The sequence below is a fragment of the Kitasatospora sp. NPDC059408 genome (assembly GCF_042751525.1).
GTDB lineage: Bacteria > Actinomycetota > Actinomycetes > Streptomycetales > Streptomycetaceae > Kitasatospora.
On the sequence record NZ_JBHYWI010000031.1, the window covers coordinates 1 to 23257 of the forward strand.

16 protein-coding genes are annotated in these 23257 nt (G+C 71.6%); 7 read left to right on the forward strand and 9 right to left on the reverse strand.

Annotation, left to right across the window (positions count from 1 at the left end):
- Window positions 1-208 precede the first annotated feature (208 nt).
- From ACFXDE_RS21495 to ACFXDE_RS21515, 5 genes are all read right to left on the reverse strand, one after another.
- On the reverse strand, window positions 209-3250 hold the full coding sequence (locus ACFXDE_RS21495; RefSeq protein WP_380496452.1) for an alpha-mannosidase: 3042 nt from the start codon (window positions 3248-3250) through the stop codon (window positions 209-211).
- A gap of 34 nt (window positions 3251-3284) precedes the next feature.
- Window positions 3285-4550, reverse strand: coding sequence for a glycosyl hydrolase (locus tag ACFXDE_RS21500; protein ID WP_380496453.1), 1266 nt, complete (start codon window positions 4548-4550; stop codon window positions 3285-3287).
- Window positions 4551-4593: 43 nt separating this feature from the next.
- Window positions 4594-5448: a carbohydrate ABC transporter permease gene (locus tag ACFXDE_RS21505; protein ID WP_380496454.1), complete on the reverse strand. Its 855-nt coding sequence runs from the start codon at window positions 5446-5448 to the stop codon at window positions 4594-4596.
- A gap of 5 nt (window positions 5449-5453) precedes the next feature.
- Window positions 5454-6326, reverse strand: a complete 873-nt coding sequence (locus tag ACFXDE_RS21510) for a carbohydrate ABC transporter permease (protein WP_380496455.1) — start codon at window positions 6324-6326, stop codon at window positions 5454-5456.
- An 86-nt stretch (window positions 6327-6412) separates the two neighbouring features.
- On the reverse strand, window positions 6413-7702 hold the full coding sequence (locus tag ACFXDE_RS21515) for an ABC transporter substrate-binding protein (protein WP_380496456.1): 1290 nt from the start codon (window positions 7700-7702) through the stop codon (window positions 6413-6415).
- A 247-nt stretch (window positions 7703-7949) separates the two neighbouring features.
- On the opposite strand from ACFXDE_RS21515, the gene ACFXDE_RS21520 reads away from it, so the two are divergent.
- The 7 genes from ACFXDE_RS21520 (at window position 7950) to ACFXDE_RS21550 (ending at window position 19315) form a co-directional block, all read left to right on the forward strand.
- Window positions 7950-8330, forward strand: coding sequence for a hypothetical protein (locus ACFXDE_RS21520; RefSeq protein WP_380496457.1), 381 nt, complete (start codon window positions 7950-7952; stop codon window positions 8328-8330).
- Complete coding sequence (locus tag ACFXDE_RS21525) at window positions 8327-9103, forward strand: RNA-guided endonuclease InsQ/TnpB family protein (protein WP_380496458.1); 777 nt, start codon at window positions 8327-8329, stop codon at window positions 9101-9103. Before ACFXDE_RS21520 ends, ACFXDE_RS21525 begins: the two co-directional genes overlap by 4 nt.
- A gap of 104 nt (window positions 9104-9207) precedes the next feature.
- The gene (locus ACFXDE_RS21530) at window positions 9208-10290 is read left to right on the forward strand and encodes a LacI family DNA-binding transcriptional regulator (RefSeq protein ID WP_380496459.1); all 1083 of its coding nucleotides are present in this window, start codon (window positions 9208-9210) and stop codon (window positions 10288-10290) included.
- A 157-nt stretch (window positions 10291-10447) separates the two neighbouring features.
- Window positions 10448-12904, forward strand: a complete 2457-nt coding sequence (locus ACFXDE_RS21535; RefSeq protein WP_380496460.1) for a discoidin domain-containing protein — start codon at window positions 10448-10450, stop codon at window positions 12902-12904.
- Between the two features lie 28 nt (window positions 12905-12932).
- Window positions 12933-17126, forward strand: coding sequence for an NEW3 domain-containing protein (locus ACFXDE_RS21540; RefSeq protein WP_380496461.1), 4194 nt, complete (start codon window positions 12933-12935; stop codon window positions 17124-17126).
- Window positions 17123-17830 (forward strand): hypothetical protein, encoded by a 708-nt coding sequence (locus ACFXDE_RS21545; RefSeq protein ID WP_380496462.1) that lies wholly within the window; start codon window positions 17123-17125, stop codon window positions 17828-17830. Before ACFXDE_RS21540 ends, ACFXDE_RS21545 begins: the two co-directional genes overlap by 4 nt.
- Window positions 17831-18091: 261 nt before the next feature.
- The gene (locus tag ACFXDE_RS21550) at window positions 18092-19315 is read left to right on the forward strand and encodes an alpha/beta hydrolase family protein (RefSeq protein ID WP_380496463.1); all 1224 of its coding nucleotides are present in this window, start codon (window positions 18092-18094) and stop codon (window positions 19313-19315) included.
- On the opposite strand, the gene ACFXDE_RS21555 is transcribed toward ACFXDE_RS21550, so the two are convergent.
- The 4 genes from ACFXDE_RS21555 to ACFXDE_RS21570 all read right to left on the reverse strand — a co-directional run bounded on the left by ACFXDE_RS21555 (window position 19312) and on the right by ACFXDE_RS21570 (window position 23094).
- Window positions 19312-19782 (reverse strand): GNAT family N-acetyltransferase, encoded by a 471-nt coding sequence (locus ACFXDE_RS21555; protein WP_380496464.1) that lies wholly within the window; start codon window positions 19780-19782, stop codon window positions 19312-19314. The genes ACFXDE_RS21550 and ACFXDE_RS21555 overlap by 4 nt on opposite strands.
- Before the next feature lie 53 nt (window positions 19783-19835).
- Window positions 19836-21143 carry a S8 family serine peptidase gene (locus tag ACFXDE_RS21560; RefSeq protein WP_380496465.1) on the reverse strand — a complete coding sequence of 436 codons (1308 nt, stop codon included), beginning with the start codon at window positions 21141-21143 and terminating at the stop codon, window positions 19836-19838.
- Window positions 21144-21343: 200 nt separating this feature from the next.
- A complete protein-coding gene (locus ACFXDE_RS21565) occupies window positions 21344-21859 on the reverse strand; it encodes an SMI1/KNR4 family protein (protein WP_380496467.1) in 516 nt (171 codons plus the stop codon).
- On the reverse strand, window positions 21856-23094 hold the full coding sequence (locus ACFXDE_RS21570) for a cytochrome P450 (protein WP_380496468.1): 1239 nt from the start codon (window positions 23092-23094) through the stop codon (window positions 21856-21858). The genes ACFXDE_RS21565 and ACFXDE_RS21570 overlap by 4 nt, the downstream gene beginning before the upstream one ends.
- Window positions 23095-23257: the final 163 nt, after the last annotated feature.

Below are 23257 nucleotides of genomic sequence, written 5' to 3' on the forward strand. Positions count from 1 at the left end.
CTGCCGACTCTGTGGGTGGGTGGTTAAGACCGTTGGCAGTCTGAAAATCACCCGTCACGCCCCTCTCCGCGGCCACCCCCTCCGCCACCCCCTCCCGCAGCGCTCCCTCTCGCCTGCGGGGGGATGAGGGGAGGGGGGTGGTTGAGGGGGGTGGGTCGGTATGGGGTGGGGGGCGGTTGAGGGGGGGAACTGGTGGGGGCGCGGTCTGTCAGCCTTGTGTGCTCAGGCGCAGGGTGACCAGTTCGAATGGGCGGAGGGCCAGGTCTACTGTGCCCTCGGTCAGTGTCACGTCTCCCCGGGTTCCCTCCCACGGGCGTTCCAGCAGGTCGCACGGCTGGGCTTCGGCCAGGGGGAAGGACGTGGTCAGACGGCCCCTCGCTCGGCCTCCGTTCGCCTCGTAGACGCGGACGATCAGGTCGCCGCTGCGGTCGTCGGCCAGTTTGACGGCGCTCACGACGATGGCGTCGTTGTCGACCGTCACCAGGGGGGCCACCGTCTCCTCGCTGCCCGTGACCCGCCGTTCGGGGAGGCCGATGCGGTAGCCCTCGCGGACGGCGTCGGCGATCGTCGCGCCGGGGACGAGGGCGTGGTGGAAGCGGTGCAGACCCTGGTCGGTCTTGGGGTCGGGGAAGCGCGGGGCGCGCAGCAGCGAGAAACGGACGGTGGTGGTCGTCCCGCCGTCGGTGTCGCGCACGGTCCGGGTGACGTCGTGGCCGTAGGTCGACGCGGTGACCAGGGCGACGCCCCACCCGGGTTCGTCGAGGTGGACGAAGCGGTGGTTGCAGGCCTCGAACTTCGCGGCCTCCCAGCTGGTGTTGGTGTGGGTCGGGCGGTAGAGGTGGCCGAACTGGGTCTCGGCCGCGTAGCGCTCGGTGTGGAGGTCGAGCGGGAAGGCGGCCTTGAGGAACTTCTCGGCCTCGTGCCAGTCGACCTCGGTGTCGATGTCGAGGCGCTGCTCGCCCGCCCGCAGCGTGAGCGTCTGGACGACGCGGGACGAGCCGAAGGAGCGCTCGACCCGGACGCTCGCCCGGTCCGGGTGGGTGGTGGCGGTGATCGCGTCGACGTCGGTGAGGTCCGTTCCGGTGTTGCGGTAGAACTGGTCGACGTCCCACGCGTCCCACATGTTGGGGAAGTCGGGGTGCAGTTGGAGCAGGTTGGCCCTCGTGCCGGGGGCGACGGTCTCGCGGCCGCTCGCCACCTCGGTGACGGAGGTGATCAGGCCTTCGGTGTCGACGACGACGTCCAGCAGGCCGTTGTGGAGGGTGAATCCGCCTTCGGGACGCTCGGTTGCGGCGCAGTTGCCGGGCGTGGTCGGTGTTGCTGCCGCTCCGCCTGCGGGCACCGAGGAGCGTTCGTGCGGTGCCGCGTTGAAGACCAGGTCGTGTCCGCCGCCGGCGTCACCGGCCAGGGTCTGCTGGGCGCGGCCGATGAGTGCTTCCAGTTCGGTGGCCAGCGCCGCGTACGTCGCCTCGGCCTCGCGGTGCACCCAGGCGATCGACGAGCCGGGCAGGATGTCGTGGAACTGGTGCAGCAGCACCGTCTTCCAGATCCGGTCCAGCTCCTCGTACGGGTAGGCGGCTCCGGTCCGCAACGTCGCGGTGGTGCACCAGAGTTCGGCTTCGCGCAGGAGGTTCTCGCTGCGCCGGTTGCCCTGCTTGGTCTTCGCCTGGCTGGTGAGCGTGGCCCGGTGCAGCTCCAGGTACAGCTCGCCGACCCACACCGGCGGGCTCGGGTACTCGGCCTCGGCCTTCGCGAAGAACTCGGCCGGCCGCTCCCAGCGGACCGTCGCCGAGCCCTCCAGGTCCTTCAGCCGCGCGGCCTTGGCGACCATCTCGCGCGTCGTGCCGCCACCGCCGTCGCCCCAGCCGGTCGGCGCGAGCGAGTGCCTGGCCACCCCCTTGTCCTTGAAGTTGCGGGCGGCGTGGGCGATTTCGCTGCCCTTCATCGAGCAGTTGTAGGTGTCAACGGGCGGGAAGTGGGTGAAGATCCTCGTCCCGTCGATCCCCTCCCACAGGAACGTGTGGTGCGGGAACGTGTTGACCTGGCTCCACGAGATCTTCTGCGTCAGCAGCCACTTGGAGCCCGCGTTGCGGATGATCTGCGGCAGGCCGCCGGTGAAGCCGAACGTGTCGGGCAGCCAGGCCTCGTGGTTCTCCACCCCGAACTCGTCCAGGAAGAAGCGTTTCCCGTGGACGAACTGACGGGCCATCGCCTCCGAGCTCGGCATGTTGGTGTCCGACTCCACCCACATGCCACCGGCCGGCACGAACCGCCCGTCGGCCACGGCCTTGCGCACGCGTGCGTACACCTCGGGGCGGTGCTCCTTGATCCACGCGAACTGCTGCGCCTGGGACATGGTGTAGAGGAAGTCGGGCTCGTCCTCCAGCAGCGCCGTCATGTTGGCGGTGGTGCGGGCCACCTTCCGGACCGTCTCCCGCAGCGGCCACAGCCAGGCCGAGTCGATGTGGGCGTGGCCGATCGCACTGATCCGGTGGGCGGATGGGGCCGCGGGGGTGGAGAGTACGGTGTTCAGCGCTGAACGGGCTTGTGGGGCGGTTTTGTTGACGTTCTGCAGGTCGATCGCGTCCAGTGCTCGTTCCACGGCGCGCAGGATCTCCCAGCGGCGGGCGCTCTCGACCGGCAGTTCGGCCATCAGTTCGCCGAGGACCTCCAGGTCGATCACCAGCTGCCACACCGTCTCGTCGAAGACGGCGAGGTCCATCCGGGTGAGCTTGTACTGGGGTTCGGTGCCGGCTGTCTCCTTGTCGCCCAACTCGGTCGGCAGGAACGGGTGGTAGTCGAGGATGACCGGGTTGGACGCCGCTTCCACGTGCAGGAGGACCGGTTCGCCGCCGACTGCCGGGGAGGCCACGCGCACCCACTGGTTCTGCGGGTTGAGGCCCTTCACCGGCGTGCCGTCCGGGCGGTAGACGAGGCCCTCGCACTGGAATCCGGGCATGTTGGCGTCGAAGCCGAGGTCGATCAGCGCCTCGACCGTCCGCCCGGCCCACTCCTGCGGCACCGTGCCGGTCACGGTGAGCCAGCTGGTGCCCCACGGCGCGCCCCAGGCGTCGCCGACCGTGATCGGGGAGCGCGGCGCCGCCAGGCCCTCGGCGACCGGGACGGGCTCGCCGGGCGCCGTCCAGATCCCGACGGTCAGCGGGACGGACTCGGGGTACACGGCGGGGCGGATGCGCTCGTCGAGGACGCGCTTGAGGCGGGACTCGACCAGGGTGCGGTCATCGTGCATGTCGGCGGCTCCGTTGCTCGGCTGGGGGAACGGCTCAGAGAGAACGTACGTCGTCGGGGTGGACCACCTCGGTGATTCCGCGTGCGGCCAGGTGCGCGCGGTCCCCGGCGTGCTCGGCGAGCACGGTGGTCGGACGGGCGCCCGCCTCGGTGAGGCGCATGAACGCCTCGAAGACCGCGCCGCCGGGCCCGCAGACCGAGCGCTTCGGCGCCGTGACCTCGTCGCCGGCGGCGATCACCACCGCCGTCGTCCGCGGCTTGGGCGGCTGCCACGCGCGGCGCGCCTCGGCGGCGGCCTCGGCGAGCCGGGCGCCGGCCGGCTTGACCTTCCGGTCGGTGGTCAACAGGCCGAGGCCGTACTCGAGTTCGGGGAAGTCGGCGAGCGAGCGGTCGACGTCGTGCGAGCACCACCAGGTGACGCCCCACAGGTCCGGGCAGTCCAGGACGGCCTCGACGGTCGCGCCGGTGAAGCGCGCTGCGTCCTCCGGGGCGATGTGCGGGGCGGGGGCGCCGACCTCCTGGAGCCAGACCGGGCGCGCCGGGTCGTCCGCCCACGCCTTCGCGAGCTCGACCAGGTAGGCGGCGTGCTGCGCGGTCGCGGTGGACGCGGCGCCGTAGCGCTGGGCGGTGCCGTTGAACACCCACGAGTGCACGGCCGTCGCCGCGCCGATCCGCGCCGAGTGCCACGGCGTGAACGGGTGCCCGTCGAGGTAGTGGGCGGCGTCGTAGGAGGCGTGCAGGTGGAGCCGGCCGGGCGCGCCCTCCTCGCACGCGGCGAGCATGCGGCGCAGCCACGCGTCGGCCTGCCCGGGGGTGATCCGGTCGGGGTCGGGGTGCGGGTCGCCGGCGAACTGGTTGATCTCGTTGCCGAGCGTCAGGCCGAGGAAGTTGGACTTCTCGCGCAGTGCCTCGGCGAGGGTGCGCAGGTAGGCGGCCTGGCCGTCGAGGACGTCGGGGTCGGTGAAGACGTTCCGCCGGTGCCAGGTCCGGGTCCAGGAGGGCAGGAAGTCGAAGCTGGAGAGGTGGCCCTGGAGGCCGTCCACGGCGACGTCGAGTCCGCGCTCCTCGGCGGCGTCCACGAGCGCGGCGAGCTGCTCGACGGCGCGCGGGCGGATCAGCGTGCGGTTGGGCTGGAAGAGCGGCCAGAGCGGGAACACCCGGACGTGGTCGAGGCCGAGCGCGGCGACCGAGTCGAGGTCGGCGCGGACGGCGTCGAGGTCGAAGTCGAGCCAGTGGTGGAACCAGCCCGTGGTGGGGGTGTAGTTGACGCCGAAGCGGGGGACGGGCGGAGCGGTGGTCATGGATCCTCGACGAGTAGACGGGACGGGGGTTCGAAGACCAGCCCTAGCCCTTGACGGCTCCCTCTTCCACGCCCTTGAAGAAGAAGCGCTGGCAGGCGGCGAACACCAGGACGATCGGCAGGAAGGCGATCATCGTGCCGGCCGCGATCAGCCGGGGGTTCGCGGAGAACGTGCCGTTGAGGTACTGGAGTCCGACGGTGAGCGTGTACTTCTGCGGGTCGTTGAGCACGATCAGCGGCCACAGGAAGTCGTCCCAGGCGCCGATGAACGTGAAGATGACGATCACGCTGAGCATGCCGCGCACGTTCGGCAGGCCGATGTGCCACAGCCGCTGCCACACGGTGGCGCCGTCGACCAGGGCGGCCTGGTCGAGTTCGGCGGGCACGGCGGCGAACGCCGTCCGCATCAGCAGCACGTTGAGCATCGCGAGCGCGCCGGGCAGCGCCACGCCGACCAGGCTGTCGGCCAGGCCGAGGCTGCGCACGAGCACGTACTGGGAGACGATCGTGACCTCGCCGGGCAGCACGAGCGTGGCGAGGAACAGGCCGAACACGAGCTTGGCGCCGCGGAACCGCAGCCGGGCGAGCGCGTAGCCGGCGAGGGTGCAGCCGGCGACATTGCCCGCGATGCAGATCGCGGCCACGATCACGGAGTTGAGGGCGTAGGTCCACACCGGGATGGTGTCGGCGACCTTCCCGTAGTTGCCGAAGGTCAGGTCCTCGGGCAGGAAGTCCGGCGTCCGGGTGTACACGTCCTCGCCCGGGCCCTTGAGGGACGTTGACAGCTGCCACAGGAACGGGCCGATGACGAGGAGCAGTACGAGGACGAGGAGTGCGTAGCGTGCCGCCGTCTGCGCGGGGGTGGGGGTGTTGAACGCCCTGGAGCGTCGGGTCGCCATCGGGTTCAGTCCGCCTTCCGGTTCAGGCGCGTCAGGAGCAGCATCGGGCCGAGCGTGATGACGAACAGCAGCAGGCTGAGCGCGGAGGCGTAGCCGAGGTGGCCGGTGAAGCCGCGGCTGTACATCTGGATGAGCATCACCACGGACATGTCCCGGCCGCCGGGGCCGCCCTGGCCGTTGGAGAGCACGTACAGCTCGGAGAAGACGCGCAGGGAGCTGACCGAGATGAGCACGGAGACCAGCATCATCGTCGGCCGCACGCCCGGGAGCGTGACGTGCCACAGCCGGCGCAGCGGGCTCGCGCCGTCGACGGCGGCGGCCTCGTGCAGCTCGCGCGGCACGTTGGCGAGGGCGGACAGGTAGATGACCATGTAGTAGCCGAGGCCCTTCCACGTGGTCAGGGCGATGGCGCTGAAGAGGAGGAGCCAGCGGTCGGTGAGGAAGGTGACCGGGGTGTCGGTGAGCCCGCTCTGCTGGAGGACGCCGTTGACGAGGCCGCGGTCGTCCAGTACCCAGCCCCAGATCAGGGCGACGACGACGGCGGAGGCGATGACGGGGGTGTAGAAGGCGGTGCGGAAGAAGGTGATGCCGGGGATCTTGCGTTGGACGAGCAGGGCGAGCAGCAGCGGCAGGACCGTCAGGAGGGGCAGGCAGACCAGCATGAAGACGATGCTGTTGACCAGGGCGTCGGCCAGCTGTTCGTCGTCCAGGAGGCGTCCGTAGTTCTCCAGGCCGGTGAACGTGCCGCCGCCCAGCGGCTTGGCGTTGGTGAAGGACAGGATCACCGTGTTGACGGCCGGCCACAGGTTGAAGACGGCCAGCCAGAGTATCGCGGGCCCGGCGAGCAGCCAGGGTGTGAACCAGCGCCGGTGGGTCATGCGGAGTGCCTTCCTGGGGCCTGGGGGCGGTGCGGTCGTTCCCGGGAGCGGCGGGGTGGGGGCGCCCGCCGTCCGGGCCCGCGGGATCAGCCCTTGAGCAGCTTGTCGCACTGCTGGACCGCGGAGTCGAGCGCCTGCTTGGAGCTCGCCTGGCCGCTGATCGCCAGGGCGATCTGCTGGTTGACGACCGTGCTCATCGCGTCGTCGATCACGACGGGCTGGATGAGCTTCGCCTTGGCGAGCGAGGCGAAGGCGATCACCTTGGCGTCGCCCGCGTTGGTGCCGTCGCCCTTGCTGAAGAACGGGTCGTCGGCGGAGGCCTTGGTGGACGGGAAGACGCTGGTCAGGTGGGCCAGCCCGGCCTGGTTCTCGGGGCTGGTGAGCCAGCGGGCCAGGGCCACCGCGGCGGCCGGGTTCTTGGTGCTCTTCGGGATGGACACGCCCTGGACGTACAGCGGCGGCGTGTTGAACGCGGCGGACGGGACGACCTTGGGGGCGAGCGTGGGGTTGTCGGTGGCGAGCGAGGTGATGTAGTTGGCACCGGCGGTGGTCCAGGCCGCGGTGCCGGAGTTGAAGAGCTTGCTGTTGCCCGCGTAGGTGTTGGTGAGGACGTCGTTGGGCAGCAGACCCTCCTTGAAGGCGTCGCGGTACTTGTCGAGCAGTGCGGCGGCCTCGGGGGTGTTGAAGGTGAAGGACTTGCCGTCGTCGGCCAGGATCTTCACGCCGGCGTTGTAGAGGTCGCCGATGCCCGGCTTGCGGCTCATCAGGTAGGCCTTGCCGCCGGACCTGTCCTTCATGACGCGGGCCTGGGCGATGAGTTCGTCCAGGTTGGCGGGGAGCTTCTTCGGGTCCAGGCCGTTCTGCGTGAGGAGGTCCGAACTCCAGTAGTTCACATCGGTGTTGAGGTACCAGGGGTAGCCGTAGACGCCGTCCTGGCCGGCGAAGCGGTAGGCGTCGACGCCGCCGCTGACGTACTCGTCGGCGAGCTTCGGGTCGGCCTTGGAGACGTCGAGGAGGAGGTCCTTCTTCGCCAGGGGGAGGGCGAAGTCCGGCGGGAGGTTGACCACGTCGGGGAGGTCGCCCGCGGCGGCCTGGCTGAGCACCTTGTTGGAGTAGCCGTCGCCGGGCTGGTCCAGCCAGTCGACCTCGACGCCCGGGTACTTCTTCTTGAAGCCGTCGATCACGCCCTGCATGTAGTCGGTGAACTTCGGCTTGAGCGCCCAGGTCTGGAGCGAGACCTTGCCCTTGACCTCGCCGGTCGCGGCCGCACTGGCCACGCTGTCGCCGTTCTTGCTGTCGCCGGAGCCGAGTCCGCACCCCGTGAGTGCGGCGGCGGTGATCGCCGTTGTCGTCAGTGCCGCCCAGATTCTTCGCATTGAGGGTCTCCCGGTCCTGGGTAGGTGGGATTGCGCCGGCTGGTGTGCCGTCTTCCTGAAACCTCATTTGCTAAACCGGTCTAGCTATTTCAGGGACTATGCTCCGACCTGACTCGGCTGTCAATATGAGCTAGCGGCTGGGGGTGGCGCCAAAAGTCCGCGTGCAAGGTGTAGGCAGTGTTGTGCCCTCGCTGTGCGCTGGGTTGAGACCCGCTGGAGTGACGCAGAAGCATGTTACGGTTACCCAGTGTTGACGGCAGTTCAGGTCAAGCTGATGCCGTCGCCGGATGTGGCGACGGCACTGCGCGACACCCTGTCCACGTGCAACCGAGAGGCCAACCGTGTCTCCGAGCTGGCTTTTCGTACGGGGGAGCAGTCCCGGAGGGCCTTGCAAAGCGCGGCCTACCTCAAGCTGAAGGGTGCCGGGCTGTCCGCGCAGCCCGCGCTGCATGTCATACGCAAGGTCGCCGACGCCTATGCCACCCTGGCGGCGAACATCCGCGCCGGGACGGGCCCGGCGACAAGCGACGCGAACGCGCCGAGTCCAAACCGATCAGTTTCCGCCCCGATGCCGCTCAGGCATACGACGACCGCTGCCTGTCCTGGCGGCTGGATGATCGGACGGTGAGCATCTGGACCACCGCTGGCCGTGTGAAGAGCATCCCCTTCGCGTGCTCCGCAGAGGTCCTTGCGATGCTCCGTGAGCACCGTAAGGGCGAAACCGATTTGGTGGCGCGCGATGGCGCGTTCTACCTGATGGCAGCCTGCAACGTAGCCGAGGCTGAGGCATTCGAGCCGACCGGATGGATCGGCGTGGACCTCGGTATCACCAACATCGCCACCACCAGCATCGGTTACCGTGCCGCCGGACGCGGCCTGAACCGGCACCGCAAGCGCATGCAGGACCTGCGGGCCAAGCTTCAGACGAAGGGCACCAAGTCAGCCAAGCGGGTGTTGAAGCGGCTCTCCCGTAAGGAGTCCCGCCGCGCCAGGGACGTCAACCACTGTATCTCCAAGCGCATCGTGACCGAGGCTGAACGCACCACTGCCGGAATCGGACTGGAAGACCTATCCGGTATTCGGCAGCGGGCACGGCTCCGCAAGCCCCAACGGGTTACGCTGCACTCCTGGGCCTTTGCCCAACTCGGCGCCTTCGTCGCCTACAAGGCCAAACGGGTCGGCGTCCCGGTGGTGTACGTCGACCCGGCATACACCAGCCAGGAATGCTCCGTGTGCCACTACACAGACCGTAGGAACCGGCCTGATCAGGCCGCCTTCGCATGCCGGTCGTGCGGCGTCGTTGCGCACGCCGACCGGAACGCTTCCCGCAACATCGCCCACCGGGCAGAGGCTGCGTGGAACGCGGGGCGGCGGTCATCCGCCCCTGCCCCCGCACCATAGGGTGCGGAGGCTGGACGTGGGAGTCCACCCAACAGCCAGTTGGGCGCTACCTGCAAGCTTGGCCCCTCATGGCCGAGTGAAGTTGACGAGAGGAGTCGGGTCCCGTGGGCAGACCGACGATCGCCGACATCGCCCGACAGGCCGGTGTCTCCAAGGGCGCGGTGTCCTTCGCGCTCAACGGGAGACCCGGCGTGAGCGAGGCGACCAGGGCCCGGATCCTGCGGGTCGCCGAGGAGATGAACTGGCGGCCGCACAGCGCCGCCCGCGCCCTCGGCGGCGCCCGGGCCGACGCCGTCGGCCTCGTGATCGCCCGGCCCGCCCGCACCATCGGGGTCGAGCCGTTCTTCGGCCAGCTGCTCTCCGGGCTCCAGGCGGTGCTCTCGGCCAGCTCGGTCGCGCTGCACCTGATGGTCGTCGAGGACACCGCCGCCGAGATCGGGGTCTACCGGCGCTGGGCCTCCGAGCACCGCGTCGACGGCTTCATCGTCGTCGACCTGCAGACCCGCGACCCGCGGCTGCCCGTACTGGACGAACTCGGGCTGCCCGCGGTCGTCCTGGGCGGGCCCGGCAAGGGTGGCGGCCGGCTGCGGATCTGGGCCGACGACCGGGAGGCGATGCTCTCCATCGTCGACTACCTGGCCGCCATCGGGCACCGCAGGATCGCCCACCTCGCCGGGCTCCCGCACTTCCAGCACACCCAGCGGCGGATCCGCGCGCTGCGCGACGCCTCGCGCCGGCTCGGGCTGGAGGAGGCGGTCTCGGTGCCGACCGACTTCAGCGACGCCGAGGGCGCCGCGGCCACCCGCACGCTGCTCTCGCGCGCCCGGCGGCCCACCGCGATCGTCTACGACAGCGACGTGATGGCGGTGGCCGGCCTGGGCGTCGCCGGCGAGATGGGGGTCGCGGTGCCCGGCGAGCTGTCGATCGTCTCCTTCGAGGACTCGGTGCTCGCCCGGATCGTCCACCCGCCGCTCACCGCGCTCAGCCGGGACACCTTCGCCCTCGGCGAGCAGGTGGCGCGCAGCCTGCTGGAGGCCCTGGACGGGGCCGGGCCCGGGCGGGACCTCCAGATGCCGACGCCGCGGCTGACCGTCCGGGAGTCGACGGCACCGCCCGGGGCCGCGGCCGTTTCACCCGTGGGGGCGGTTGTTGCGCGGGTCGTTGACAGCGGTTCTGAACCGGTTTAGCCTCGCTGCGCCGAGGGGGTCCGGCACCCTGCCCGTTGATTGCGTACCGTCAGCCGATCGCCGGCGCCTCCTCCGATGCGCATCGTCACGCCCGCATGCACCCGGGCCCGCCGCGCCGGTGGGCCCGCGCCCTCCTCCGCTCGATCGGAGTCAGCGCATGTCCAGACGTCTCCCCCTGCTGCTCAGTGCCGCGCTCGCCGCCGCCGCGCTGGGCGTCGTGCCCGCCGCCCACGCCTCGCCCGCCGCACCCCCGGCCGCCGCACCCCCGGCCGTGAAGGCCGCCGCGGCCGGCAATCAGCCCTACGCGTCGTACTGGTACCCCGGCACCATCCTCACCTGGGACCCGTCCACCGACCCCGACGCCCGCTTCAACCGCTCCCGCGTCCCCCTCCAGCCGCGCACCAGCGACCCGTCCCTCGCGGCCAACCCCAACGCCCGTGCGGGGGAAGGGAAGATAGCCTCCCTGGTCTCCTTCGCCCCCACCTCGAACAACCCCTCCCAGGGCTCCGCCGACCCCAACTACTACGCCTTCGGCTACTGGCAGTACGTCGACAAGCTCGTCTTCTGGGGCGGCTCGGCGGGTGAAGGTCTCATCCTCGCCCCCAACCCGACCGTCATCGACGCGGCCCACCGCAACGGCGTCAAGGTCTACGGCACCGTCTTCTTCCCGCCCGCGGCCTACGGCGGCCAACTCCAGTGGGTGCGCGACTTCGTCCAGAAGTCCGGCGACCGCTACCCCGTCGCCGACAAGCTCGTCCAGGCCGCCCAGTACTACGGCTTCGACGGCTGGTTCATCAACCAGGAGACGGGCGGCGGCGATCAGGCCCTCGCCGGGCAGTTGCGCGACCTCATGCAGTACACCAAGGCGCGCAGCGGCGGCACCGACTTCATGTGGTACGACGCCATGACCACCTCCGGCGCCGTCGACTGGCAGAATGCGCTCACCACCGCGAACTCGCCGTTCCTGCAGGACGGTTCGAAGCGCACCTCGGACTCGATGTTCCTCAACTTCGGTTGGACGCCGTCGGGTCTGGACTCCTCCCGCACGCTGGCCCGGCAACTCGGCCGCAGCGAGTACGAGCTCTACTCCGGCATCGACACCGAGGCCAACGGCTCCAATACGAGCGTCGACTGGAACACGCTCTTCCCCGCCGGGCAGCCGCACACCACCTCGCTCGGCCTCTACCGGCCCGAGTGGACCTGGAAGTCCGCCACCGACCGCAACGACTTCTACGCCAAGGACTCCCGCTACTGGGTCGGCGCCAACGCCGACCCCTCCAACACCAACCTGTCCGACTCCTGGCCCGGCCTCGCCAGTTACGTCGCCGAGTCCTCGCCCGTCACGGCCAAGCCGTTCGTCACCAACTTCGACACCGGGCAAGGGGACTTCTACAACGCCGGCGGCACCCGCGTGGCCACCGGCGGCTGGAACAACCTCTCCCTCCAGGACGTTCCGCCCACCTACCGCTGGGTCGTCGACTCCGACGGCAGCAGGCTCACCCCGTCCGTCGACTTCACCGACGCCTACCAGGGCGGCTCCTCGCTGCGCCTCACCGGCACGCTCGACTCCGCCAACACCGTGCGGCTCTACCAGAGCAGCCTGCCCGTCGCGGCGAACACGCAGCTGTCGGTGGTGGTGAAGACCCCGGCCGCCGGGCCGACCAAGCTCAAGGCCGCGGTCTCCTTCACCGACGCGCCGGACAGCTTCACCACCCTCGACGTGGGCGCCAACACCGGTACGGGCTGGGAGCGCCACACCCTCGACCTGTCGCCGTACGCGGGCCGCACGATCGCCCGGATCGGGCTCCGGGTCGAAGGGTCCGACCCCGCGTACGACGTCCGGATCGGCCAACTCGCCGTCTACGACGGCTCGGTGGAGGCTCCGGCCGCGCCCGCAGGGCTCACCGTCCTCGGCGCGAGCGACGTGGTGGCCGGCGCCAGCCAGTCCCTGCGGCTCTCGTGGACGGCGGCGCCCGGCGGCAACGTCCACCACTACGAGGTGTACCGGCGCAACGCCGACGGCACCCGGACGTTCCTCGGTGCCACGCCCAACGATGCCTATTTCGTCGGCAAGTTGGACCGGGCGGGCGGCGAGGACAGTACGGTGGTCGACGTCGAGGCGGTCTCGACGACGTACGGCCGCTCGGCGGCCGTGTCCACCACGGTGGCCTGGACGGCCGCGCCCTCCGGCAGCAACCTCGCGCTCAACCGGCCCGCCACCGCCTCCGGCCAGTGCAACGCCGGCGAGGGGCCGGCGAAGGCCGTCAACGGCAGCGTGAACGGCGGCACGAGCGACAAGTGGTGCACCCTGACCTCCGCCAAGTGGCTCCAGGTGGACCTCGGTTCGGCGAAGCAGCTGTCGAAGTTCGTGGTCGAGCACGCGTCGGCGGGCGGAGAGAGCGCCTCCTACAACACCCGGGACTTCTCGATCCAGGTGCGCTCCAACGCCACCGACCCGTGGACGACGGTCGCGAACGTCACCGGCAACACGGCGGGGGTCACCACCCACGGGGTGAACGTGTCCGCCCGGTACGTCCGGCTGGTCGTCACCAAGCCCACGCAGAACTCCGATCCGGCCGCCCGCATCTACGAGTTCGAGGCCTGGGGCAAGTAACCCCCGTTCACTGGAAAGGACCCTCCCCGTGCCGGTCACCATCACCGCCGTCGAGAGCACCGACCTGTTCGTGGGCCCCGAGGACGCCCCGCGCCAGGTGCTGCGAGTCACCGTCGACGGCCCCTCCGCCCGGATCGCCGTCAGCGGTCCCGGCGTGCGCGGCGAGGCGGCCGGCACGGGAGAGGTCGAAGTCCCGCTGGAGATCACCGGCGCCGCCGTCGGGGCCCGGCTGCCGGTCACCGTGACGGCCGGGGACTTCGAGGCCGAAGCCGTCGTCGAGGCCGTCGTCGAGGTCGCCGAGCCCGGCTGGACGATGTTCCTCGTCTCGCACTTCCACTACGACCCGGTCTGGTGGAACACCCAGGCCGCCTACACCTCCCCCTGGGAACTGCTCTCCGCCGACGCGACCACCCGCCCGGTCTGGGAGCGCAACGGCTTCGCGCTCGTCGACGCGCACCTGGACCTCGCGCTGCGCGACCCGGTCTACAAGTTCGTCCTCGCCGAAGTCGACTACCTGAAACCGTACTTCGACCAGCATCCCGAGCGACGGGCGGAGCTCCGGACGCTGCTGGCGCGCGGCCAGGTCGAGCTGGTCGGCGGCACCTACAACGAGCCGAACACCAACCTCACCGGCGCCGAGACGACCATCCGCAACATCGTGTACGGCATCGGCTACCAGCGCGACATCCTCGGCGGCGATCCGCAAACCGCCTGGCAGCTGGACGTGTTCGGGCACGACCCGCAGTTCCCCGGGCACCTCGCCGCGGCCGGCCTCACCGGCAGCGCCTGGGCGCGCGGGCCGTTCCACCAGTGGGGCCCGATCCAGAAGAACTTCCGCGAGGGCAAGGACGACGCCCGGGTGATGCAGTTCCCGAGCGAGTTCGAGTGGATCGCCCCGAGCGGCGACGGCGTCCTCACCCACTACATGCCGCACCACTACTCGGCCGGCTGGTGGATGGACTCCTCCCCGGACCTCGCCACCGCCGAACGGGCCGTCCACGACCTGTACCGGAAGCTCAAGCCCGTCGGCGCGACGCGGAACCTGCTGCTGCCCGTCGGGACGGACTACACCCCGCCCAACAAGTGGGTCACCGCGATCCACCGCTCCTGGGCCGCCAAGTACCTGTGGCCGCGCTTCGTGTGTGGGACGCCGAGGGACTTCCTCGACGCCGTCCGGTCCGAACTGGCCTCCACGGGGCGCCGGTTGAGCCCGCAGACACGCGACATGAACCCGGTGTACACCGGGAAGGACGTCTCGTACATCGACACCAAGCAGGCCCAGCGCGCGGGCGAGGTCGCCGCCGTGGACGCCGAGAAGCTCGCCACGCTGGCATCCGTCCACGGGCTCGGCCGGTACCCGTCGGCGGCGATGGACAAGGTGTGGCGCCACCTCGCGTACGGCGCCCACCACGATGCCATCACCGGCTCCGAGTCCGACCAGGTGTATCTCGACCTGCTCGGTGGCTGGCGCGAGGCGCACGACCTCGCGGCGGAGGTGCGGGACGCGGCGCTGGACGCTCTGGCCGCCCGGATCTCCCTTGAGGGGACCGGTTCTGGGGTGGTCGTGACGAACACGCTCTCGTTCGACCGCACGGATCTGGTCGCCGTGCGGCTGCCCCCGGACGTTCGCGCGGTACGGGTGCTGGACCCGCTCGGTGCGGAGGTGCCGAGCGTCGTCGACCGGGGGACGCTGCGGTTCCTGGCGGCGGACGTTCCCGCGCTGGGGTGGCGCACGTGGCGGCTGGTGCCGTCGGGCGAGCCGGTCGACGCCTGGACGGCCGAGGACGGGTGGACGATCGCCAACGGGCGGTACCGGGTGCGGGCGGATCCGGCGCGCGGTGGCGGTCTCGCCTCGGTCTACGACCGGCTGCACGAACGGGAGTTGATCCGCGACGGCGCGATCGGCAACGAGCTGCGCGTCTACGAGGAGTACCCGCAGCACCCCGACTTCGGCGAGGGCCCCTGGCACCTGCTGCCCAAGGGACCGGTGGTCGGGTCTGGTGCGGGGGCGGCTGTCGTCCGGCGGGAGGTCGGGCCGCTCGGGGAGCGGCTGGTGATCGCGGGCTCCGTGGACGCCGTCCGCTACGAGCAGACGGTCACGCTGTGGCACGGGCTCGACCGGGTCGACTGCCGGACCCGGGTGGTCGACCACTCCGGTGCCGACCGCTTGCTGCGACTGCGCTTCCCCGTCGACCTCCCCGGCGCGCTGCCGGTCAGCGAGGTCGCGGGCGCGGTCGTCGGGCGGGGCTTCGCGATGCCCGACGTGGACTCGGCGGAGGCGCCGTGGACGCTCGACAATCCGGCCAACACCTGGTTCGGCCTCGGCGCGACGGCCCGCGCGATGCTCCGCGACCCGGCGGGGTCGGTCCTCGGTGAGCGGGCGTTGGGCGTGGCGGAGGTCGTCGTGCCGGCGCTGGACTCGGCGGCCGGCGTCCGCGATCTCGTCGTGGCGCTCGCCCGGGTCGGCGTCACGGCCACGACTTCGGGCGCCGACTGGGCCCGGTACGGCTGGCTGGACGTGGACTCCAACCTGCCGGACTTCCGGATCGTCGTGGGCGGCCCGGAAGTCAACTCTGTGGCCAGGGATTTGATCGACCGGGCGGGAGAGGAGTACGCGAGCGTGCTCAAGGCGCACGGTGCGGTGTGGGTGCCGGCGGTCGCGCCGCTGGCGGACGCGTGGCGGCCCGGCGCCGACCTGCGGGACCTGCGGGCGCTCCCGGCGCTCGTCGTCACGGACCCGGCCGGACCGGCGGCGGACCTGGCGGACGCGCGGATCGAGGCCGTCTGCCCGGTCCACGATCCGGACGCCCAACTGGCCGACCACACGGTCGCGTTGCTGAGCTACGGCCTGCCCGGCTTCGCGGTGGACACGACCGGCGCGCTGCACCTCTCGCTGATGCGCTCCTGCACCGGCTGGCCGTCCGGCGTCTGGATCGACCCGCCCCGGCGGACAGTTCCCGACGGCACCTCTTTCCAACTCCAGCACTGGACACGCGAGTTCAGCTACGCGCTGGTCGGAGGAGCGGGCGACTGGCGCGCGCAGGCGCTGCCCGCGCAGGGGCAGGAGTTCAACCACCCGCTGTACGGCCGCGTTGTGCCCGCCCAGGAGGGCCCGCTGCCGTCCACCCTGTCGTGGCTGCGCGTCGAGCCGCAGCGGGAGGTGCTGCTGAGCGCGCTGAAGCCGGCGGGCAACCCGATCGCGCACGGGTCGGCGGCGTCGGTGGGTTCGGATCTCGCTGTCCGTCTGGTGGAGTCGACGGGCTTCGGACGGACGGTGACGCTCGGAGGCGCGCTGGGCCTGGGCGACCTGCGGCAGGCGGACCTGCTGGAACGGCCCGCGGGCCCGGCCGACCTCGACCTCTCCGGCTCGCAGATCGTGACGCTGCTGGCGGCTCCCGCCCTCACGTCACCCCCGGAGGGCCCCGCCCTCGGCCCGGAGGCGGAGGCCGCCCAGCCCGTTCACGCCCGCTACTGGCTGCACAACCGGGGCCCGGCACCGCTCGGCTATCTGCCGGTGTCGGTGGGCGTCTCGCCCGGCCTGCTGCGGACGGTGGGGGAGCCGGTGTCGGTCTCTGCGGCCCTCTCCTCGCACCTGCGCGACGCTGCGGTCGAGGGCACGGCCGTGGTCCTGCCGCCCGAGGGCTGGCGGACGAGCCTCGGCAGCCGCCCGTACCGTCTGGAGGCGGGCGGCCACGTGCGCTTCCCGGTGACGCTCACCCCGCCTGCGGACGTCCCGCCGGGCCTGTACTTCGCCGCCGTGCGGCTGGAGCACGACGGCCAGGAGGTCGAGGACGTGGTGACGATCGCCGTCGGCGACCTGCCCGACCTGCTGCCCGTCCCGGGTGAGGCCCCCGAGGAGTGGGTGGCCACCCAGGGCACGAAGGCGACGAGCGGCCGGGACACGGGTCTGGAGGTAGCGGTCTCTTCCGAGGCCCTCGTTCTCACTCCCGGTGTCCGGACGAACCTCACCCTGACTCTGACGAACCGCACCCGGAGCGAGATCCGAGGCGAGGTGCAGGTGGTCTCCCCCTGGGGCACCTGGGAGGCGATCCCGGCGCCCGTCCGGGGCTTCACCGTGGCGGCCGGCGAGTCCTCCGCCGTCACTTTCGCCGTCACTGTCCCCGAGGACGCCGACCCCGGCAAGTACTGGGCGCTGGCCAAGGTGATGTGGTTCGGCCGCTGCCAGTACAGCCCGACCGTCGCCCTGGAGGTCAGCCGGTGACTCTCGGCCACCTCGACGGCCGCCCGCTGTCGCGCAGGAACCTCGACCGCCGCCTCGCCGTTCTGCGCAACGGCCCGCGCTCCACGGCCCTCCCGCAGCCCGGAAGCCCGGAGGACCGTCAACTCACAAGGTGGGTGGCCCAGGTGATGTTGACCGAGGCCCTGTGCGAGGCGGTCGCGGCCGAACGCGGCCTGGCGGTGGCGGATGGGGCGCCCGTCCACCTCGACCAACAAGCAGCCGTCGAGCTGGGCTCCATCACGGCAGCGGCCTTCGAAGGCAGCGCCGCCGTGCGGGCCGTCTACGAGGCCGTCACGGCGGACGTCGAGCCGTCGGAGGACGAATCGGCCCACTACCGCCGGATGACGACCCGCCCGCCGTCCGTCGTCTGGCGCGTGGCGCTCCCCGACGGTGAGTGCGAGGCGGCCCCGGAATCGCTCCCGCTGGCCCTGGCCGACGCCCTGCGCAAGGCCCCGAGAGGAGAACGAGTCACCGCAGGCCGCTGGACAGCGACCCTCATCTCCGAGCACTCGACCACCCCCGACACCCCCGACACCCCCGACATCACCACCACCGTCCACGACGCCACCCGCCGCGCGGCCTTCACCCGCTGGCTCGACCGAGAACGGGCAGCCCGCCTCACCCTCGTAGCCGGACTGGAACACCCGGGCGACCCGGGCCAGCCCGACAACCACCACCGTCACTAGTGCAGCGCCGCGTTGATCCTTCGGGAGTTCATGCGGCTTTGAGTGGGCTGCCGTCGTGGGTCCAGGGGTAGGGCTCGGCGTCGTGTTCGTCGGAGGCCAAGACGAAGTCGGCGCTCGACGATGCCGGCGCGAGGAACCCCGCGCCGCACGACGTACTCCCGGCGGGTGACTCCGGTACCTCGCCGGGGCTACGAACGACACCGGAACGTTTACATCCACGGGCCGATTCGATGCGGAGCTGCGGAACCTAGCGTCGATCCCATGAAACGCAATCACCGTGTCAACGCCGTCGCGATGCTGGCGCTCGCCGCCCTCGTCACCGGAACCGGGGCCGGGTTCGCCGCCACGACGACACCGTCGGCCACACCGTCGGCCATACCGGTGGCCACGCACGCGTTCGACGCCGCACCGGCCACGGCCACGGCTACCGCGCCCACGCGGTCCTTCCAAGGCGCGCTCCCCGCGCCGACCGGCCCCTACGCCGCCGGCGAGGACGTCATCCACCTCACCGACGCGAGCCGTCCCGACCCGTGGGTGCCGTCATCCGGCCCCCGCCAACTGACCGTCACGATGGTCTACCCGGCCGTCCCCGGGACCGGGACTCCGGCCCCTTACATGACCCTCGCCGAGGCAGCCGGACACATCCAGCGCGCGAAGATACCGGCGAGCTCCGGCATCACCCCACAGAACGTTTCCAGCGTCACCACTCACGCCTTCGACGGCGCTCGGCCGCGACACGGCAAGTATCCGCTGGTGGTCCTCTCACCCGGGTTCGGGGACCCGCGCATGGTGCTCACCTCGCTCGCGACCGAGCTGGCCAGTCAGGGCTACGTCGTCGCGCTCGTCGGCGACACCAACGGGGACAGCGGCGAAACGCTGGCGGACGGCCGGACGCCGCCGTGCGCGATCTGCGATGACCCGAACCTCGACATGGACACGGTCACCGCCGGCCGCGCGCTGGACGTGTCCTTCGTGATCGACCAGTTGACGCACGGCAATACCGCGTGGCCCCTGGCACACCTCATCGACAAGCACGAGATCGGCATGGCCGGACACTCCATCGGCGGAGCGGCGGCCGCCGCCACGATGATCGCCGACCCGCGAGTACGGGCCGGGGTGAACATGGACGGCAAGTTCTACCCGGTGCCGGTGCCCGGCCGGATCAACCGCCCGTTCCTCATGCTGGGCGAGACCGACACCCACGTGGCCGACGGCTTCGACACCACGTGGGGGCAGACCTGGGCCGCCCTCGGCGGCTACAAGAAGTGGCTGACGGTCACCGGCGCCAACCACCCCAGCTTCACCGACGTGGACCTGCTCGAGGAGCAGGCCGGGTTCCCGACGCCGGCCCTCGACCCCGAACGTGGAATCGTGATCACGCGTGAGTACGTGACAGCGTTCTTCGACCGGACGCTGAAGGGGATCCACAGTCCGCTGCTGGACGGGCCCTCGCCGGACAATCCGGAAGTTCTCTTCCAGTACTAGAGCAGTTGGTCCATCTGCTGGTTCATCGGGCTGAGGCCGGCGGACTCGTAGAAGGCGCGGGCCGGCTCGTTGAAGTGCCAGACGGCGGTGGTCAGGCGGCGGCAGCCTGCGGAGCGGCCGTGGGCGCGGACGGCGTCGAGGAGGGCGGAGCCGACGCCGGTGCGGGCGGCGTCGGGGGAGACGGAGAGCTGGTCGAGGTAGACGACGTCGTCGGGGACGGCGAAGGTGTTGCCCGGCCAGTGGACGATGCGGGCGACCGCGTAGCCGGCGGGTGTGCCGTCCGCCGCCTCGGCGACGAAGACGGTGACGGCCGGAGCGGTGATCTGCTCCTCGAAGTGGGCCGCCGCGTCGGGGGACGGGGTGAAGAGGTCGGGGCGGTGTTCGACGTGCAGGGCGTGGACGTGGTCGTTGAGCCGCGCGAGGAGGGCGGCGTCGGCGGCGGTCGCGGTGCGGATGGTGATCGTCACGGCGTCATCCTGGTCAACTCGCCTCCGCACCGCCACGCCTTTTCGTCGGAGGGTCAGCGGCGCAGTCCGCGGACGCCGTGGGGGGTGCCGAGGCCGGTGGGGCCGTCGTAGCCGGGGCCGGCGGTGCAGAGGTAGGAGCCGCCGCACGATCCGTTGGAGCCGGTGGTGATGTCGTTGAAGGCCCGGGGGTGGGCGTAGGGGTAGGAGGCGGCGAAGTCGTTGGCGCCGGGTGTGCCCGCCACCGCGTACATGCCGGCGATCAGGGGTGCGGCGACGCTGGTGCCGCCGACCACCTGCCAGCCGGCCCCGTCGTTGGGGTCGGTGACGTAGACGGCGATGCCGGTGCCGGGGTCGGCGACGGCGGAGACGTCGGCGATGGTGCGGTTGGCGCAGCCGGGGTCGTGCTGCCAGGACGGCTTCGGGTCGAAGAGCGAGCAGCCGGAGCCGGCGCCGGACCACGCGCTTTCGGACCAGCCCGGGCGGTTGAACGGCAGGAACGGGGGCCGCACCCGGTGCAGGCTGGTGCCGCCGGCGGCGGTGACGAACTGCGAGGCCGCCGGGTAGAGCGGGTTGGGGTAGCCGTTGTCACCGCTGCTGGCCACGAACGCGATGCCGCGGTGGAAGAAGAACGCGTCGACGAGCGTCTGGTTGGGGAATTCCGGCGCGCCGAAGCTCATGGAGATGAACGTGGCGTTCTGCTGGAAGGCCTGGCCGACCGCGTGGATCTCGTTGCTGAGCAGGTCGTTGTCGGCCTCGACCAGCAGGAGACGGCAGTCCGGGCAGGTGGCGCTGACGGAGGCGAGGTCGGTGGCGGCCTCCACGACCCAGCCGGGGTCGGTGGTCGGGGGCGGGGTGCTGCCGCCGTTCTGGTTGATCTTGCGGAAGCAGCCGTTGGCGGTGGTGCACGGCGGCAGGTGGTACTGCTCGCGGTAGACGGCGAGGTCGCTCTCGGCGGTGCGGTCGTCGAAGGCCACCACGATGGCCACCGTCCGTTCCCCGCCGCCGTTGCGGGGCAGGTTGTAGGCGGCCTGGAGGTCGCGCGCGCCGAGTCCCGGGGGCTCGGTGTCCGGCTGGAGGCGCCGCAGCGGGGGCAGGTCGGTGCGGATCAGGGCGAGGCAGGGGCCCCGCAGGTCGGACGGCACCTCGGCGACGGTGCCGTCCGGGGCGGTCAGCACCGTGGTCGGTGCGTCCGCCGCGGCGGGCGACGCCGGTGCGCACGCCCGCTCGGCGGTGACGGCCGGTGGGTCGGCGGGCTGCACGCCGCCCGCCGGGGTCAGGGCCTGCGCGGGCGCGGCGGTGGCCGCGAGGGCCAGTGCCAGGGGGACGGCGAGCAGGAAACGCATGAGTGGGGTGGGCCGCATGGACTCCTCGTTTCGTCGGCCCGGACCCCGGGGCCCGTCGAGGCGCCGCCCGGTCCGGGCCGGGTGTTCCCGTTCGGTGGCGCGGTCCCGCAACGGCGGACCGCTCGATGTGGCGCCATCGTCGCAGCGCCCGACCGGGGGTCGACGACGTCGGGGCGGACACCGCGGCGCGATCACTCCGACGGGCCATCGCCTCGCCGTCAGGTGTCTTCGGCGGGAGCGAGCCAGGCCTCGTACCAGTCGCGGAAGTCCGGGCCCGGGGTGAGACCGCCCCAGTCGGGGTCGTCGTGCCACACCTCGCCCGCGTTCGGGCCGGTGACGACGAGGCGGGACCACATGCCGCAGCCGCCCTCCGCGATGACCAGGCTTCCCGCGACGGCGTGCGGGCCGCGCGCGGTGAACGGCGTGGCCAGGACGCCGGGGCGCAGGTCGTCCTCGCGCACGCCGTGGATGGCGTCCTCCTCGTCGAGGACCTCCGTCAGGCCCACGACGCCGTAGTCCGGGCCGGCACCGCCGTCGGCGACGTCGGCGAGGAAGCTCCGGTAGGAGGACGGGAGTTGGACGCCGTGCCGGTGCTCGAACGCCCGGATGGTCTCCTCGGCGAGCGGCGGCCGGAGCCGGTAGTCGTGGTGGTCGGAGCCGAAGCGGCGGCGTTCGGGGTCCGCGTCGGCCATGGCGGCGAGGCGGGTGCGCACCCTGGAGGCGTCCCGGGTCACGTGAGCAGCACCGCCGGCGTCGGGCCGTCGGGGCGGACGGTGATGCTGTAGGCGGCGCCGGTGGGGGTGGAGAGGAAGGTCGGGGAGTACGCCGGGAGGAGCAGTTCGAGCAGGGCGGTGGTCTCGCGGACGGCGAACTGGGTGCCGAGGCAGGCGCGGGCGCCGAGGCCGAAGGGGTAGTAGGCGGCGAGGTGGGCGGGGCGGGTCCCGGTGGCGGTGAAGCGGGTGGGGTCGAAGCGCTCGGGGTCGGGCCAGAGAGCGGGGTCCCGGTGGGTGAGGTACGGGCAGACGAGGACGTCCGTTCCGGCCGCGATGTGGTGGCCGGCGATGACGTCGTCCTCGGTGGCATGCCGAGGGAGCATCCAAGCGGACGGGTAGAGGCGCAGGGTCTCGCTGACGAGCGCCTGGGGGGCGGCCGTACGGGCCTCGGGGTGGCGGTCGAGGAGGAGGTACAGCCAGGTGAGGGTGGTGGCGGTGGTCTCGTGGCCGGCGACGATGAGGGTGACGAGTTCGTCGCGGATCAACCGGTCGGTGTACTCGGGGTGTTGGCGCGAAGCTTCGAGGAGGTCGTGCAGGACGCCGGGGGAGTCGTGGGTGGTGCGCGCCGCGTCGATGGCTGCCTGGGCGATCGCGTCGATCCGGGCGAGGTCCTCGGCCACCGCGTCGCGGGCGTCGGCCGCGTTGGTGGGCAGGGTCGGCATCGCGGCCACCACCCGTTCCACCGACCGGAGTTCGCGGTCGGTGGCGTCATCCATCTCGTGTCCGGTGAGGGCCCGCCACACCGTGTCGAGGGCGAAACGCCGCATCTCCTCGCCGACGTCGAAGGTCTCGCCGGTCCGGGCGTACCCCGCCCACCGGTCGGCCGTCCGCCGCGCCGCCTCGGCGATCCGCTGCTCGTACCGGCGCATGCCCGTCCCGGTGAACTGGGACTGCAGCAGCCGCCGTTGACGCTTCCACGCATCCCCGCCGGCGGACAGCACACCGTCCCCGACGAGCATCCGCGCCCGGTGCGAGCGCTTCACGTACCGGTCCGGATGCCGCCCGAGCACGTGCTGCACGCCCGCCGGATCCGTCACCAGCACGGTCGCCCGCTCGCCCCCGAGCGGGACCGCGGCGATCCCCCCGACCTCCCGCCGCGCCCGCGCGAGCAACTCGACGAGGTCGGCCCCGGAGGCCCGCCACTGCTCGACGGCCGAGAGCGGAAGCTCGGGAATTGAAAGCGCTTCGGTGGCCACGGGCTGCTCCTCGGTGCGGCGGCTGTCGGTCCGTCGGATCCGGACGGAACTCTATGGCAGGGCAGTGGCGATCATGGAATGACGACGGGACCCGGTGCTCTCCTCTCGTCATCGACGCGCGCGGCTGCGCCGCGGTCCGTCCCCCTCGACGGGCCGCGGCGCA